The sequence below is a fragment of the Micromonospora fluostatini genome (assembly GCF_050410825.1).
Classification (GTDB): domain Bacteria; phylum Actinomycetota; class Actinomycetes; order Mycobacteriales; family Micromonosporaceae; genus Micromonospora; species Micromonospora rosaria.
In genome coordinates this window covers 836,095-850,237 of record NZ_CP191251.1, presented here as the reverse complement: position 1 = coordinate 850,237, position 14,143 = coordinate 836,095, and the positions used below count along the sequence as shown (strand labels likewise).

At 72.9% G+C, this 14,143-nt stretch carries 15 protein-coding genes; 3 read left to right on the top strand and 12 right to left on the bottom strand.

The genetic code is table 11. The annotated features are described in order from the left end of the window. The first annotated feature begins 107 nt into the window (after positions 1-107). A complete protein-coding gene (locus ACQUFX_RS03895) occupies positions 108-539 on the top strand; it encodes a cadmium resistance transporter (protein WP_428964655.1) in 432 nt (143 codons plus the stop codon). Here ACQUFX_RS03895 and ACQUFX_RS03890 read toward each other — a convergent pair. Next, a complete protein-coding gene (locus tag ACQUFX_RS03890; protein ID WP_428964654.1) occupies positions 454-2,058 on the bottom strand; it encodes an ABC-F family ATP-binding cassette domain-containing protein in 1,605 nt (534 codons plus the stop codon). The two genes, ACQUFX_RS03895 and ACQUFX_RS03890, sit on opposite strands and share 86 nt — an antisense overlap. A gap of 243 nt (positions 2,059-2,301) precedes the next feature. On the opposite strand from ACQUFX_RS03890, the gene ypfJ reads away from it, so the two are divergent. Further along, a complete protein-coding gene (gene ypfJ, locus ACQUFX_RS03885) occupies positions 2,302-3,216 on the top strand; it encodes a KPN_02809 family neutral zinc metallopeptidase (protein WP_428964653.1) in 915 nt (304 codons plus the stop codon). Between the two features lie 238 nt (positions 3,217-3,454). Here the strand turns inward: ypfJ and ACQUFX_RS03880 are convergent, their stop codons facing one another. The 11 genes from ACQUFX_RS03880 to ACQUFX_RS03830 form a co-directional block, all read right to left on the bottom strand. Further along, a complete protein-coding gene (locus ACQUFX_RS03880; protein WP_428964652.1) occupies positions 3,455-4,102 on the bottom strand; it encodes an acVLRF1 family peptidyl-tRNA hydrolase in 648 nt (215 codons plus the stop codon). An 83-nt stretch (positions 4,103-4,185) separates the two neighbouring features. Further along, positions 4,186-4,812 carry a LysE family transporter gene (locus tag ACQUFX_RS03875; RefSeq protein WP_428964651.1) on the bottom strand — a complete coding sequence of 209 codons (627 nt, stop codon included), beginning with the start codon at positions 4,810-4,812 and terminating at the stop codon, positions 4,186-4,188. A 185-nt stretch (positions 4,813-4,997) separates the two neighbouring features. After that, a complete protein-coding gene (locus ACQUFX_RS03870; protein ID WP_428964650.1) occupies positions 4,998-5,873 on the bottom strand; it encodes a sulfurtransferase in 876 nt (291 codons plus the stop codon). 304 nt (positions 5,874-6,177) lie between these two features. Continuing rightward, entirely contained in the window at positions 6,178-6,681 is a 504-nt protein-coding gene (locus tag ACQUFX_RS03865) for a metal-sulfur cluster assembly factor (RefSeq protein WP_428964649.1), read from the bottom strand. Next, positions 6,678-7,154, bottom strand: a complete 477-nt coding sequence (sufU, locus tag ACQUFX_RS03860; RefSeq protein ID WP_067365631.1) for a Fe-S cluster assembly sulfur transfer protein SufU — start codon at positions 7,152-7,154, stop codon at positions 6,678-6,680. The genes ACQUFX_RS03865 and sufU overlap by 4 nt, the downstream gene beginning before the upstream one ends. Beyond that, complete coding sequence (locus ACQUFX_RS03855; RefSeq protein ID WP_428964648.1) at positions 7,154-8,458, bottom strand: cysteine desulfurase; 1,305 nt, start codon at positions 8,456-8,458, stop codon at positions 7,154-7,156. Before ACQUFX_RS03855 ends, sufU begins: the two co-directional genes overlap by 1 nt. Positions 8,459-8,466: 8 nt before the next feature. Further along, the gene (sufC, locus tag ACQUFX_RS03850) at positions 8,467-9,240 is read right to left on the bottom strand and encodes a Fe-S cluster assembly ATPase SufC (RefSeq protein WP_067365625.1); all 774 of its coding nucleotides are present in this window, start codon (positions 9,238-9,240) and stop codon (positions 8,467-8,469) included. Then, positions 9,240-9,584, bottom strand: a complete 345-nt coding sequence (locus ACQUFX_RS03845) for a non-heme iron oxygenase ferredoxin subunit (RefSeq protein WP_428964647.1) — start codon at positions 9,582-9,584, stop codon at positions 9,240-9,242. Before ACQUFX_RS03845 ends, sufC begins: the two co-directional genes overlap by 1 nt. After that, positions 9,584-10,729 carry a Fe-S cluster assembly protein SufD gene (gene sufD / locus ACQUFX_RS03840; RefSeq protein WP_428964646.1) on the bottom strand — a complete coding sequence of 382 codons (1,146 nt, stop codon included), beginning with the start codon at positions 10,727-10,729 and terminating at the stop codon, positions 9,584-9,586. The genes ACQUFX_RS03845 and sufD overlap by 1 nt, the downstream gene beginning before the upstream one ends. Positions 10,730-10,821: 92 nt before the next feature. After that, complete coding sequence (sufB, locus tag ACQUFX_RS03835; protein WP_428964645.1) at positions 10,822-12,252, bottom strand: Fe-S cluster assembly protein SufB; 1,431 nt, start codon at positions 12,250-12,252, stop codon at positions 10,822-10,824. Beyond that, a complete protein-coding gene (locus tag ACQUFX_RS03830) occupies positions 12,249-13,013 on the bottom strand; it encodes a helix-turn-helix transcriptional regulator (RefSeq protein WP_428964644.1) in 765 nt (254 codons plus the stop codon). Before ACQUFX_RS03830 ends, sufB begins: the two co-directional genes overlap by 4 nt. A gap of 98 nt (positions 13,014-13,111) precedes the next feature. On the opposite strand from ACQUFX_RS03830, the gene ACQUFX_RS03825 reads away from it, so the two are divergent. Beyond that, complete coding sequence (locus ACQUFX_RS03825) at positions 13,112-14,095, top strand: COX15/CtaA family protein (RefSeq protein WP_428964643.1); 984 nt, start codon at positions 13,112-13,114, stop codon at positions 14,093-14,095. Positions 14,096-14,143: the final 48 nt, after the last annotated feature.

Genomic DNA, 14,143 nt, shown 5'->3' with positions numbered 1-14,143 from the left:
GACCGCCGCCGGCCCCCACCGGCCCCTCACCGCGCCCTCGGGAAGGGCTGGTCGATCGACCGGGACCAGGTCCGCCGCACGGACTCCGCCACCGTACCCTGCGGGGCGTGGCCGACCTGCTGGGGACCGCCGGGGGTGCGGCCGTGCTCTTCGCCGCCACCAACATCGACGACATCGTGATCCTGACCGTCCTCTTCGTGGCCGCCCGCAGCACCGGTCGCCCCCGCCCGTGGCAGATCGTGGCCGGGCAGTACCTCGGCATCGGCGTCCTGACGCTGGCCGCCGTGATCGTGGCGGCCGGGCTGCTGGTGGTGCCCGAGCCGTGGACCGGGCTGCTCGGGCTGCTGCCGACCTGGCCCGCTGAGCGCCCCACCGGAGCGGCCGGCGGGTCAGGCCCGCCCGACCGGCACGGCCCGGCGGGTCAGGCCCGCCCGACCGGCACGGCCCGGCGGGTCAGGCCAGCTCGACCAGCTCCAGCAGGTCGTCGCTCCAGGCGTCCTCGTCGCCGTCGGGCAGCAGGATGGCCCGGTCCGGCTTGAGCGCCGCCACCGCCCCCGGGTCGTGGGTGACCAGCACGATCGCGCCGGGGTACCGGGCGATCGCGTCGAGCACCTGCTCCCGGCTGACCGGGTCGAGGTTGTTGGTCGGCTCGTCGAGCAGCAGCACGTTCGCGCCGGAGCAGACCAGGGTCGACAGGGCCAGCCGGGTCTTCTCCCCGCCGGAGAGCACCCCGGCCGGCTTGTCCACGTCCTCGCCGGAGAAGAGGAACGCTCCGAGGATCTTGCGCAGGTCGGTGTCGGTCTGCTCGATCGCGGCGGCGCGCATGTTCTCCAGCACGGTCCGCTCCACGTCCAGCGTCTCGTGCTCCTGGGCGTAGTAGCCGAGCCGCAGGCCGTGCCCGGCGTGCACCTCACCGGTGTCCGGCGTGAGCAGCCCGCCGAGCATCCGCAGCAGGGTGGTCTTGCCGGCACCGTTGAGGCCGAGGATGGCCACCCGGGAACCCCGGTCCACCGCAACGTTCACGTCCGTGAAGATCTCCAGCGACCCGTACGACTTGGACAGGGCGGTGGCGGTCAGCGGGGTCTTGCCACAGGGGGCCGGGGTCGGGAAGCGGACCTTGGCCACCTTGTCGGAGACCCGTACCTCCTCCAGGCCGGAGATCAGCTTCTCGGCCCGGCGGGCCATGTTCTGCGCGGCGACGGTCTTGGTGGCCTTGGCCCGCATCTTGTCCGCCTGGGCCATCAGCGCGCCGGCCTTCTTCTCGGCGTTGGCCCGCTCCCGGCGACGGCGGCGCTCGTCGGTCTCCCGCGCCTCCAGGTACGCCTTCCAGCCCAGGTTGTACACGTCGACCACGCTGCGGGTGGCGTCCAGGAACCAGACCTTGTTCACCACCGACTCCAACAGGTCGCCGTCGTGCGAGATCACGATCAGCCCGCCCTTGTGGTTGGCGAGGAACCCCCGCAACCAGGTGATCGAGTCGGCGTCGAGGTGGTTGGTCGGCTCGTCGAGCAGCAGGATGCCGCCGCCGTTCTCCCCCGCGTCGCGGAACAGGATCCGGGCCAGCTCGATGCGGCGGCGCTGACCACCCGAGAGGGTACCGATGGTCTGGGCCAGGGCCCGGTCGGGCAGCCCCAGGTTGGCGCAGATCCGCGCCGCCTCGGCCTCGGCCGCGTACCCCCCGAGGGCGGCGAACTGGTCCTCCAGGGCGCCGTACCGGCGGACCAGCTTCTCCTCCGGGGAGTCGGCGAGCCGGGCCTCCAGCTCCGTCATCTGGGCCATCAGCGTGTCCAGGCCCCGGGCGGAGAGGACCCGGTCCCGGCCGGTGACCTCCAGGTCCCCCGTGCGGGGATCCTGGGGGAGGTAACCGATGGCGCTGCGCCGGTCGAGCTGCCCGGCGTAGGGCTGACCCTCCCCCGCGAGCACCTTCAGGGTGGTCGTCTTGCCCGCGCCGTTGCGGCCGACCAGGCCGATCCGGTCACCCGGCTGCACCCGCAGGGTGGTGTCGGACAGCAGGATCCGGGCGCCGGCACGCAGCTCCAGGCCGGTGGCAGTGATCATTTCGGGGAACTCGCTCTCGGGGTCCAGAAGGGCTGACTCGGGGCACGCGAAAACGCCGCCGGGCGCGGGGCCCGTCGGCGCGGGGCGGTTCAGCCTTCGCAGAGCAGCACCCGACAAGTGTACCGGGCGCCCGTCCCCCACCCGCCCGGATTACCGAGCAAGATCATCGGGTACGGCTGCGACGTCCGGACCCGGTCCGGCACCCGCACCACACCAACCGGCCAGAGGGTGATCGAGGTCATCATGGAGCTGAACGAGAACGCGCGGATCGACACCAGTCAGGTGGACGACCGGCGAGGGTCCGGGGGCGGCGGCGGTGGGCTGGGCATCCCCATCCCGATCGGCGGCGGCCGGGGCGGCCTCATCGGGCTGGTCGTCGCGGTGGTCCTCGCCCTGGTCGGCGGCGGCTACGGGCTCAACTCCGCGTTCAACGACGGGGACGGGGGCGGGGGCGGCGACAACACCGCGCTGGAGCAGCGGTGCGCGGCCGAGGACGCGCTGGAGCAACTGGACTGCCGCAACACCCTGTACGTCAACTCGATCCAGGCGTACTGGCGCACCGCCCTGCCCCAGGCGTTCGGCGAGCAGTACCGGCCGACGCAGACGGTCTTCTTCAGCCAGGCGGTCAGCACCGGCTGCGGCCAGGCCGACTCGGGCGTCGGGCCGTTCTACTGCCCCGCCGACAGCCAGGTCTACATCGACCTGACCTTCTACCGGGTCCTCGCCGACCAGCTCGGCGCGGCCGGCGAGTTCGCCCAGCCGTACGTGCTGGCCCACGAGTACGGCCACCACATCCAGAACCTGCTCGGCACCAACGAACAGGTCCGCCGCCAGCAGCAACGCGACCCGGGCAACGCCAACGCCCTGTCGGTACGCCTGGAACTCCAGGCCGACTGCTACGCCGGCGCCTGGGCGAAGAACGCCACCGGTACCGCCGACGACACCGGCCAACGGATCTTCACCAGCATCACCGAGCAGGACATCCGGCAGGCCATCGACGCGGCCGAGAAGATCGGCGACGACGCCATCGCCGAGCGGGCCAACCGTCCGGTGAACCCGGACGAGTTCAGCCACGGCTCCTCCGCCCAGCGCCGCGAGTGGTTCACCCGGGGCTACGACACCGGCGACCCCCAGCAGTGCAACACCTTCACCAGCTGAGGTGTAAGGAAGGGCCCCTTGTTAACGCATACGGTAGAAAAGGGTTCCCTTCTCACCGCCCGCCACCCGCCGCCCGCCACCCGCCGCCGGACGCACGGCGGCGGGCAGCGGTTCGGCGGGGCTGCGACGGTGGACGGGCCGGCGGGCGGGCGAGCCCGCGAGGGAGCGGTCGAGCCGAGTGTTAACAAGGGCCCCCTGCTCTACCGGAGGCGTTAATAAGGGGCCCTTCCTTACACCTCTACGCGGGGTCGCGGACGAGGATGTGGACGGCGCGGGCGGCGGTGATCGCGGCGACCAGGACCGCGTGCCGGGGCTCCGGCACGTCGAGCAGCCGGTCGGCGCGCAGCGCGGCCAGGGGCGCGAGGCGACGGTCGGCGAGCACGGTGTCGACGGCCCGCCGGTCCCCGCCGCAGACCAGTGTGGTCAGGGTCGACACCGCCGGCAGCAACAGCCGGACGGCCAGGTCGGCGGCGTCGGTGAGGGCGGCCTTCGCCTGGTTGTCCCGGCGGCGGGCGAACCGCTGCTGCGACCAGCCGCCGGCGGCGGTGCGCCCCTGCACGTACCGGGTGTCGACCTTGGACACCACCAGGTCGTCGCCGGCCGCCACGCCGACCGCGACCGCGCCCTTGCGGGCGAGTAGCAGCCCGAGCCGGCGCGGCGCGGCGGCGGTACCCACGAATCCGGTCAGGTCGGGGGCGGGCCGCGCCCCGGGTGGGGTGTGCAGCTCGGCGGTGGCCCCGTCCGGGGCGGTGAGCAGCAGACCGTACCCGAGGGGGGTGGTGGTGGGTGGGCCGTGCCGGTCGGCGAAGCCGTCGACCCAGCGGGCGACGCGGGCCGGGTCGACCTCGACCCACCGGCCGCCGCCGGCAGCGGGTCGGCTGGACATGACCCGACGGTACGGCACCCGGCGCACCCGGCGGCAGGGTGGTCGACGGCGCGGAGCCGGTCGCGGCAGGATCCCCGCGCCGGTCAGCCGCCCAGCAGGGTGACGACGGCCAGCGCCGCGACGATCGCGCTGGCGGCCAGGGCGGTCACCAGCCGCCCCCGGGGCCCGGTCAATGCCCGGCCGACCAGGCTGCCGCCACCGGCGATCAGCAGTTGCCAGCTCGCCGAGGCGAGGAAGACGCCGGCCACGAAGAGCGCCCCGGCGAGCCGGTCCGTGCCGACCACGTCGCCCCGGCCGAGCACCAGGGCCACGAAGTAGACCACGGTGGCCGGGTTGAGCACGGTCAGGGCCAGCACCCCGGCGAAGGCCCGGCCCGGGGTGCCCAGGCCGTCCCGGGCGGGCGGGCCGGGCACCGCCGGGCGGGGTCGCAGCGCGCCCCACGCGGTGTACCCGGCCAGGGCGAGCAGCACCCCCGCCGCGACCAGCCGCAGCGGCCCGGCGACCGGGGCGACCAGGCCGGCCACCGCCGCGCCGCCGAGGACGGCCACGGCGGCGTACAGCCCGTCGGCGGTGGCCACGCCGAGCGCGGCCCCGGCACCGACCCGGAACGAGGTACGGGCGCTGAGCCCCATGACCAGCACGGCGATCGCGCCGACGGGCACGGCGACGCCGTAGCCGGCGACCACGCCGGCCAGGAAGGCGGTGGTCACGAGGGTCGGTGGCGGACCGGGACGGCACCCGACCGGACCGGCTGTCGCCGGGCGCTCCCGGTCACGGCGGTGACGGGAGGGCGGCGGCCGGGGTACGTCTCGATCACCCGCTCATGGTGACCGTACGCCCGCGCCGCCACCACCGTTTTCCGCCCGCCCCGCAGGTCGGGCGGGTCACCCGCTGGTCAGCCCACCTCGAGCGGCAGGGACGGGTCGCTGGTCCACTCCATCAGCGAGCCGTCGTAGACCGCCACGTCGGTCTCCCCCAGCAGGCGCAGGGCCAGGGCGTCCCCGGTGGCGGCGATCCCGCCCCCGCAGTAGGTCACCTTCCGGCCCGGCTCGGCCTGTACCTCCTGGAAGAGCTCGCGCAGCTCCGGTACCGGCCGGAACGTCCCGTCGGTGGGGTCGAGCAGGGCGGCCACGAAGACGTTGCGGCTGCCCGGGATGCGGCCGGGGCGCGGGTAGCTGACCGTCTCGGTGGCCCGGTAGTCCTCGGGCGACAGCGAGTGGACCAGGCACGCGCCGCCGCCGGTCTCCACCACCTGCCGCACCTCGGCGAGGTCGGCGAAGAGCTCCGGGCGGGGCGTGCCGACGAACTCGGCCGGCGGGTAGCTCTCCGCCCCGGAGCGGGTCGGCCGCCCCTCGGCGGTCCACTTGCCGAAGCCGCCGTCGAGCACCGCCACGTTGTCGAAGCCGTTGGCGAGCAGCAGCCACCACACCCGGGTCGCCCAGAACACGTTGACCGCGTACACCACGACCGTCGTGTCGGGGCCGATGCCGAGCCGGCCGGCCGCCGCCGCGAACCGCTCCGGCGACGGCTTGGTGAACCACCCGCCGTCGGGCTCGGAGAGGTCGTCGATGACGTCGGCGAACGCCGCGCCGGGGATGTGGGCGGCCAGGTAGTCCGGCCGGCCGGTTGTCTCGCTCCACGCCCCGCCCGCCTCGGCCGGTGGGGCCAAGTGCACGGTCGCGTCGAGGATCCGCAGCTTCGGGTCGTCGAGGTGGTCGGCGAGCCACTCGGTGGTGACGAGCGGGGTGGGCAGGGCCGTGGTGGGTGCCATGGGTCCTCCTGGTGTCGTCGGCACGAAATCCCTACTGCTTCGGACGGGATTACATCCGGCGTCAAGTCGCCCGCTTCACCGGGTATTCCTGCAGGTGGCGCGGCTCACCCGGCAGCACGGCCGACGGTCCGCCGACGGCACCGCTGCCCGAGCGCGGCTTCCCGCCGCCCGACGACGGCCTCGCCGCCCGACGGCGGCCCGGTGCCCCGCCCGGAGCGGCCTGACCGCCCCGGCGGCCCACAGCGCCGTCGAGCGCGCCACCCGGGGCGGGTGACGCGCTCGACGGTCGTCCGGCGCGGCCGGATCAGACGTTGAAACCGAGGGTACGGAGCTGGTCCCGCCCCTCGTCGGTGATCTTGTCCGGGCCCCACGGCGGCAGCCACACCCAGTTGATCCGGATGTCGTCGACCAGTCCACCACCGGGGCCGGTGGTCAGCGCCGACCGGGCCTGGTCCTCGATGACGTCGGTCAGCGGGCAGGCCGCCGAGGTCAGCGTCATGTCCAGGGTGGCGACGTTGCCGTCGTCGACGTGCACGCCGTACAGCAGGCCCAGGTCGACCACGTTGATGCCCAGCTCGGGGTCGACGACGTCGCGCATCGCCTCCTCGATGTCGGCGATCTTGGCCTTGCCACCCGCCGCCGACCCGTTCGCCGTCGACCCGTTCGCCGTCGCGTCGCCGGCGGCCGGTCCGGTGGTCGCCGACTCGTCGGTCGCCACGCCGTTGGTGGCCACGCCGTCGGTCGGCGGCGTCACGGCGCCCTCGCCCGCCTCCGGCGTCGCCGCAGTCGCGGTGTTCTCGCTGCTCATGCCGTCACCTCCGTCGGGCTCGCGCCCACTCCCGCGCGCGCCGCCGCGTCCTTGAACGCCATCCACGGCAGCAGCGCGCACTTGACCCGGGCGGGGTAGCGGGCGACACCCGCGAACGCCACCCCGTCACCGAGCACGTCCTCGTCCGGCTCGACCTGACCACGACCGGACATCAACTCGACGAACGCCTCGTGCACCGCGAACGCCTCCCCCGCGCCCCGGCCGCGCAGCAGCTCGTGCAGCACGCTCGCCGACGCCTGGCTGATCGAGCAGCCCATCCCGTCGTACGAGATGTCGTGCAGCACGGCACCGTCGGTGGCGACCCGGACCGTCACCTCGTCCCCGCACGTGGGGTTGACGTGGTGCGCCTCGGCGACCCGGTCGCCCGGCTCCGCCGCGTCCCGCAGGCCCCGGCCGTGCGGGTGCTTGTAGTGGTCCAGGATGATCTCCTGGTAGAGCTGGTCGAGCTGCATCAGTCGAACACCTTCCGCACCTGTTCCAGGGCACCCACCAGGGCGTCGATCTCCTCGGTGGTGGTGTAGACGTAGAACGACGCGCGGGTCATCGCCGGCACCCCGAACCGGGTGCAGACCGGCTTGGCGCAGTGGTGGCCCACCCGGACCTGCACGCCGAGCGAGTCGAGCACCTGCCCGACGTCGTGCGGGTGCACGTCGCCGAGGGCGAAGGAGATCGTCCCGCCCCGCCCCACCGGTACCGTCGGGCCGAAGATCCGCAGGCCGGGCACGGACGCCAGGGCGTCCAGGGCGTACGTGGTGATCTCCTTCTCGTGCCACTGCACGGCCCGCATGTCCAGCGCGGTGAGGTAGTCCACGGCCGCGCCGAGCGCCACCGCCTCGGCGATCGGCGGGGTGCCCGCCTCGAACCGGGCCGGTGGCGCGGCGAAGGTGGAGCCCCCCATCGACACCGTCTCGATCATCGACCCGCCGCCGAGCACCGGGGGCATCGCGGCGAGCAGCTCGCCCCGCCCCCAGAGCACCCCGATACCGGTCGGGCCGCACATCTTGTGCCCGGTGAAGGCGACGAAGTCGGCGTCCAGCGCGACCACGTCCACCGGCAGGTGCGGCACCGACTGCGAGCAGTCCAGCAGCAGCAGCGCCCCCACCTCGCGGACCCGCTCCGTGATCCGCGCGGTGGCGTTGACCGTGCCGAGGATGTTCGACACGTGCACCAGCGAGACCAGCTTGGTCCGATCGGTGACCAGCTCGTCGAGCCCCGACTCGTCCAGCCGGCCCTGCTCGGTGACCGGGAACCAGCGCAGCGTCGCGCCGGTCCGCTCGGCCAGGAGCTGCCACGGGACGATGTTCGAGTGGTGCTCCATCTCGGAGATGACGATCTCGTCACCGGGCCCCAGCCGGAACCGGGGGTCGGCGTCGGCGCGCAGCGAGGCGTTGGAGAACGCGTACGCCACGATGTTGATCGCCTCGGTGGAGTTCTTGGTGAACACCACCTCGTCCACGCTGGGCGCGTTGACGAACGCGGCGACCTTCGCCCGCGCCCCCTCGTACGCCTCGGTGGCCTCGGTGCCCAGGGTGTGCACCGAGCGGGACACGTTGGCGTTGTGCCGCGCGTAGTGCTCGTCGAGCACCTGGAGCACCTGGCGGGGCTTGTGCGAGGTGTTGGCGCTGTCCAGGTAGACCAGCGGGTGCCCGTTGACCTCCCGGTCCAGGATCGGGAAGTCGGCCCGCACCCGCGTCACGTCGAACCGGGGCACGTCGTCGTACTGCGGCATGCCCTCCGGGATCGCGATGGACGTCATGACGGTGTTCAGGCCCGCGCCGAGCCGGCTCCGGCCACGTACCGCTCGTAGCCCTCTTCCTCCAGCTTGTCGGCCAGCTCCGGCCCGCCCTCCTCGACGATCCGGCCGGCGACGAAGACGTGCACCTGGTCCGGCTTGATGTAGCGCAGGATCCGGGTGTAGTGGGTGATCAGCAGCAGCCCGGTGTCACCGGTGTCGCGGACCCGGTTGACGCCCGCGCTGACCACGCGCAGCGCGTCCACGTCGAGCCCCGAGTCGGTCTCGTCGAGGATCGCCATCTTCGGCTTGAGCAGCTCCAGCTGCACGATCTCGTGCCGCTTCTTCTCGCCGCCGGAGAAGCCCTCGTTGACGTTGCGCTGGGCGAAGGCCGGGTCCATCTGGAGGCGCTCCATGGCCCCGCGCAGCTCACCGCCCCAGGTGCGCAGCTTCGGCGCCTCGCCGTCGATGGCGGTCTTCGCGGTGCGCAGGAAGTTCGCCACCGAGACGCCGGGGACCTCGACCGGGTACTGCATGGCGAGGAAGAGGCCGGCGCGGGCCCGCTCGTCGACGGACATGGCCAGCACGTCCTCGCCGTCGAGGGTCACCGTGCCGCCGGTGATCTCGTACCGGGGGTGGCCGGCGATCGAGTACGCCAGCGTCGACTTGCCGGAGCCGTTGGGGCCCATGATGGCGTGGGTCTCCCCCGACTTCACGGTCAGGTCGACGCCGGCCAGAATCGGCTTGAGCTCACCCTCGGGCAGCTTGACCGACACCTTCAGGTCGCGGATCTCCAGGGTGCTCATTATCGGGTCACTCCATTGCTCGGCAGGGGGCGGCCGTCGTCGCCCACCGGGATGTAGATGTCGCCGTCGCGGACCTCGACGGCGTAGACGGGAACGGGTTCGGTCGCGGGCAGCCCGGTCGGCTCACCGGTACGCAGGTCGAAGCGGGAGCCGTGCAGCCAGCACTCCAGCGTGCAGCCCTCCACCTCACCCTCGGAGAGCGCCACGGCCGCGTGCGAGCACTCGTCGTGCACGGCGTGGAAGGTGCCGTCCTCGGCGTGCACGACGGCGACCTGGGTGCCGTCGACGTCCGCGCTGATCACGGTGCCCTTCGGCACGTCCTCGGTCGAACAGATCCTGATCATCAGGCACCGGCCCTGGCGAGCCGGGTCTCGATCGCGTCGCCGAGCCGGTCGCGCAGCTCCTCGACCGGGATCTTGTTGATCAGCTCGGCGAAGAAGCCCCGCACCACCAGGCGGCGGGCCTCGGCCTCCGGGATGCCCCGGGCCATCAGGTAGAAGAGCTGCTCGTCGTCGAAGCGGCCGGTCGCGCTGGCGTGGCCGGCGCCGGCGATCTCGCCGGTCTCGATCTCCAGATTGGGTACGGAGTCCGCCCGCGCGCCGTCGGTGAGCAGCAGGTTCCGGTTGATCTCGTACGTGTCGGTGCCGGTCGCCTCGGCCCGGATCAGCACGTCACCCACCCAGACGGTGTGCGCGTCGTCGCCCTGCAGGGCGCCCCGGTACCCGACGTGGCTGCGGCAGTCCGGCACGGTGTGGTCGACGAGCTGCCGGTGCTCCAGGTGCTGCCCGGAGTCGGCGAAGTAGACGCCGTACAGCTCGGCCTCGCCGCCCCGCTCGGTGTACTCCACGGTGGTGTACTGCCGGACCAGGTCCCCGCCGAGGGTGACCTGGACGTGGGTCACCCGCGCGTCCCGGCCCAGCTTCACCTTCAGGTGCTGCGCCTGGACCGCGTCGGCGGCCCAGTCCGCCACGGTGACCAGGGTCAGCTTCGCCCCGTCGGCCACCGTCACCTCGACGTTGTCGGCCAGGGTGGCCGAACCCACGTGCTCCACCACCACGGTCGCCTCGGCGAACCGGCCCACCTCGACGACGGTGTGCCCGAAGGCCAGGCCCTCGGCGCCGTCCCCGACCACCCGCAGGGTCACCGGCTCGGTCACCACGGCCTCCGGGGCCACCGCGAGCAGCAGCGCCGTCGACGCGCCGCCGTACGCCAGGGCGCTGATCCGGTCGACCGGGGTGAGCACGCTGCCCACCCGCGCGTCGTCGGCGCCGATCCGGTCGACGGTGACACCGGCCGGCAGGTCACCGTACTCGTGCCGGACGGCGCCGGTGGGGGCCTGGGCCTCGCCGGTCAGCCCGCGCAGCCGCTTGAGCGGGGTGAAACGCCACTCCTCCTCCAGGCCGGTGAGGGCCGGGAAGTCGGCGACGTCGTACGAGCGGAGCGCCTGCGACTTGGTGCTGGGCGGCGGCGCGGAAGCCTGAGTGGTCATCTCTTCCTTGGTCTATTTCCGGGACGACGGTGTCTGGGGCCTGGTCCGGCGGGCCGGGGCGTGCCCGGCCCGCCGCGCGGGAGCGGACGGCGTCAGCCGACCGCGCCCTCCATCTGCAGCTCGATCAGGCGGTTGAGCTCCAGGGCGTACTCCATCGGGAGTTCCTTGGCGATCGGCTCGATGAAACCACGCACGATCATCGCCATCGCCTCGTCCTCGCTCAGCCCCCGGCTCATCAGGTAGAAGAGCTGGTCGTCGCTGACCTTGGAGACGGTGGCCTCGTGCCCCATCGACACGTCGTCCTCACGGATGTCGACGTACGGGTAGGTGTCCGAGCGGGAGATCGTGTCGACCAGCAGCGCGTCGCACTTGACCGTGCTGGCGCTGTGGTGCGAGCCCTCCAGCACCTGCACCAGCCCCCGGTACGAGGTCCGGCCGCCGCCCCGGGCGATCGACTTGGAGACGATCGTCGAGGAGGTGTGCGGCGCGGCGTGCACCATCTTGGCGCCGGCGTCCTGGTGCTGACCCTCGCCGGCCATCGCCACCGAGAGCACCTCGCCCTTGGCGTGCTCGCCGGTCATGTAGACCGCCGGGTACTTCATGGTCACCTTGGAGCCGATGTTGCCGTCGATCCACTCCATGGTCGCGCCCTCGTGGCAGACGGCGCGCTTGGTGACCAGGTTGTAGACGTTGTTCGACCAGTTCTGGATGGTCGTGTACCGGCACCGGGCGTTCTTCTTGACGATGATCTCCACGACCGCGCTGTGCAGCGAGTCGGAGGAGTAGATCGGCGCGGTGCAGCCCTCGACGTAGTGCACGTAGGCGCCCTCGTCGACGATGATCAGCGTCCGCTCGAACTGGCCCATGTTCTCGGTGTTGATCCGGAAGTACGCCTGCAGCGGGATCTCCACGTGCACGCCCTTCGGCACGTAGATGAACGAGCCACCGGACCACACGGACGTGTTCAGCGCGGCGAACTTGTTGTCGCCGACCGGGATCACCGTGCCGAAGTACTCCTTGAAGAGGTCCTCGTGCTCCTTGAGGGCGGTGTCGGTGTCGAGGAAGACGACACCCTGCTCCTCCAGGTCCTCACGGATCTTGTGGTAGACCACCTCGGACTCGTACTGGGCCGCGACCCCGGCGACGAGGCGCTGCTTCTCCGCCTCCGGGATGCCCAGCCTGTCGTAGGTGTTCTTGATGTCCTCCGGCAGGTCCTCCCAGCTCGTGGCCTGCTTCTCGGTGGACCGGACGAAGTACTTGATGTTGTCGAAGTCGATGCCGGTGAGGTCGGCGCCCCAGGCCGGCATCGGCTTGCGGTCGAACAGCCGCAGGCCCTTGAGCCGCAGGTCGAGCATCCAGGCCGGCTCGCTCTTCTTGGCCGAGATGTCCCGCACCACCGCCTCGTTGAGGCCACGCTGGGCGACCGCCCCGGCCACGTCGGGGTCGGCCCAGCCGTACTCGTAGTTGCCCAGGGCGGCGAGCTGCTCCTCCTGGGTCAGGGGCTGGACGATCTGCTCGGTCATCTATCTGTCCTCACAGTGGTGACGGTTCTTTCGGACTGCTCACGCCCCGGCTGGGTGGGAATGTGCGTGGTGCACACCCCGTCGCCGTGCGCGATGGTTGCCAGGCGCTGCACGTGCGTACCGACCAGGCGGGAGATCACCGCGGTCTCGGCCTCACAGAGCTGCGGGAACTCGGCGGCCACGTGCGCCACCGGGCAGTGGTGCTGGCAGAGCTGCCCGCCGGTGGCGATCGCGGTCGCGCTGGCGGCGTACCCCTCGGCGGTCAGCGCCGCGGCGAGCGCCGCCGCCCGCGCCAGGGGGTCGTCCCCGGCGTCGGCCAGGGCGGCCTGGCAGCGCGACTCCAGCGCGGCGACCTGCTCCGCGGCGAACGCCTCCACCGCCGCCGAACCGCCGGTGCGGGCGATCCAACGCAGCGCGGCGGTGGCCATGTTGTCGTAGTGGTGGGCGCCGCAGCGCCCCCGGGCCGCATCGGTCAGCAGGAAGACCTTGGCCGGGCGGCCCCGGCGTCGGTGCCCCCGGACGGCCTCCTCGCGCGCGACGACGTCGCCGTCGGCGAGCATGGCGTCCAGGTGCCGGCGGATCGCCGCCGGACTGAGCCCGAGCGCGGTGCCGAGCTGCGCGGCGGTGGTCGCGCCCCGCTCCAGCAGCAGCCGGGTCACCCGGTCGCGGGTGGAGACGTCGGCGGCCGGGGACGCCGACGCACCGGCGGCCGTCCCGGCCGTCGGTCGGTGCCCGTCGAGCGCCGCCGCCCCGTTTTTCACAACGCCAACGTTACGTATTTCGGGGAAGCTCCGCAAACCCGGGTCCGGGTGATCCGGAGCACCGGGCCGGCGGAGCCGCCCGAGTCGCCAAAACTACGGTGCGTAGGATTTACGCCGTGACGCTCTCCGCCCGGTTTCCGGTCTCCGCCGCCCTGCTGCGCCGCCTCGCGCTCGCGTCGATCGTCGCGAACGTCGGAATCGTCGCCACCGGCGGGCTGGTCCGGCTGACCGCGTCCGGCCTCGGCTGCCCCACCTGGCCCCGGTGCACCGACGAGTCGTACGTCAACACCCCGGAGATGGGCATCCACGGGTTGATCGAGTTCGGTAACCGGCTGCTCACCTTCGGCGTCGGGGCGATCGCGCTCGCCGTGGTGGTGGCGGTGCTGCTGCACCGGCCCCGGCGGCCGGGGCTGCTGCCGCTGGCGGTCGGGGTGCTGGCCGGCATCCCGGCGCAGGCGGTGATCGGCGGCATCACCGTGCTGACCGACCTGAACCCGTGGGTGGTCGGGCTGCACTTCCTCGCCTCGATGGTGGTGATCGCCGTGGCGTACGCGCTCTGGCGTCGGATCATCGACCCGGACGGCCCGGTGGTGCCGATGGTGCCGGGCCCGCTGCGCACCCTGGCCCGGCTCACCACCGTGGTCAGCGCCTCGGTGCTGGTCGTCGGGACCTGGGTGACCGGCAGCGGCCCGCACGCGGGCGACCACGGCGCCGCCCGCAACGGGCTGGACCCGGAGGCCATCTCCCAGGTGCACGCCGACGGCGTGTTCCTGCTGCTCGGGCTCTCGGTGGCGCTGGTCTTCGCGTTCCGCGCCGTCGGGGCGCGGCGGGCCACCCGCGCCGCCGTGGTGCTCGTCGCGGTGGAGCTGGGCCAGGGTGTGATCGGCTTCGTGCAGTACCTCACCGACCTGCCCGCGCTGCTGGTCGGCGCGCACATGGTCGGCTCCTGCCTGGTGCTGCTGGCCACCCTGGGGATGCTCTGGTCGACCCGGGAGCGCCGCCCGGCGCCGCCCGCCTCCGACCAGACCGCGCCGGTCGAGCCGGCAGCCCCGACTGCACCGCCGGTGCCGGTCAGCGCCTAGCCGAGAAGGCCGTCTCCCGGCAGCCCACCAGCCGCCGGTCGCCCGCCC

Excerpts from the sequence above, each read along its gene's own strand:
- sufC (WP_067365625.1), bottom strand. The coding sequence starts at position 9,240 with ATGAGCACCCTGGAGATCCGCGACCTGAAGGTGTCGGTCAAGCTGCCC.
- sufD (WP_428964646.1), bottom strand. The coding sequence starts at position 10,729 with ATGACCACTCAGGCTTCCGCGCCGCCGCCCAGCACCAAGTCGCAGGCG.
- ACQUFX_RS03855 (WP_428964648.1), bottom strand. The coding sequence starts at position 8,458 with ATGACGTCCATCGCGATCCCGGAGGGCATGCCGCAGTACGACGACGTG.
- ACQUFX_RS03890 (WP_428964654.1), bottom strand. The coding sequence starts at position 2,058 with ATGATCACTGCCACCGGCCTGGAGCTGCGTGCCGGCGCCCGGATCCTG.
- ypfJ (WP_428964653.1), top strand. The coding sequence starts at position 2,302 with ATGGAGCTGAACGAGAACGCGCGGATCGACACCAGTCAGGTGGACGAC.
- sufB (WP_428964645.1), bottom strand. The coding sequence starts at position 12,252 with ATGACCGAGCAGATCGTCCAGCCCCTGACCCAGGAGGAGCAGCTCGCC.
- ACQUFX_RS03845 (WP_428964647.1), bottom strand. The coding sequence starts at position 9,584 with ATGATCAGGATCTGTTCGACCGAGGACGTGCCGAAGGGCACCGTGATC.
- ACQUFX_RS03865 (WP_428964649.1), bottom strand. The coding sequence starts at position 6,681 with ATGAGCAGCGAGAACACCGCGACTGCGGCGACGCCGGAGGCGGGCGAG.
- sufU (WP_067365631.1), bottom strand. The coding sequence starts at position 7,154 with ATGCAGCTCGACCAGCTCTACCAGGAGATCATCCTGGACCACTACAAG.
- ACQUFX_RS03880 (WP_428964652.1), bottom strand. The coding sequence starts at position 4,102 with ATGTCCAGCCGACCCGCTGCCGGCGGCGGCCGGTGGGTCGAGGTCGAC.
- ACQUFX_RS03870 (WP_428964650.1), bottom strand. The coding sequence starts at position 5,873 with ATGGCACCCACCACGGCCCTGCCCACCCCGCTCGTCACCACCGAGTGG.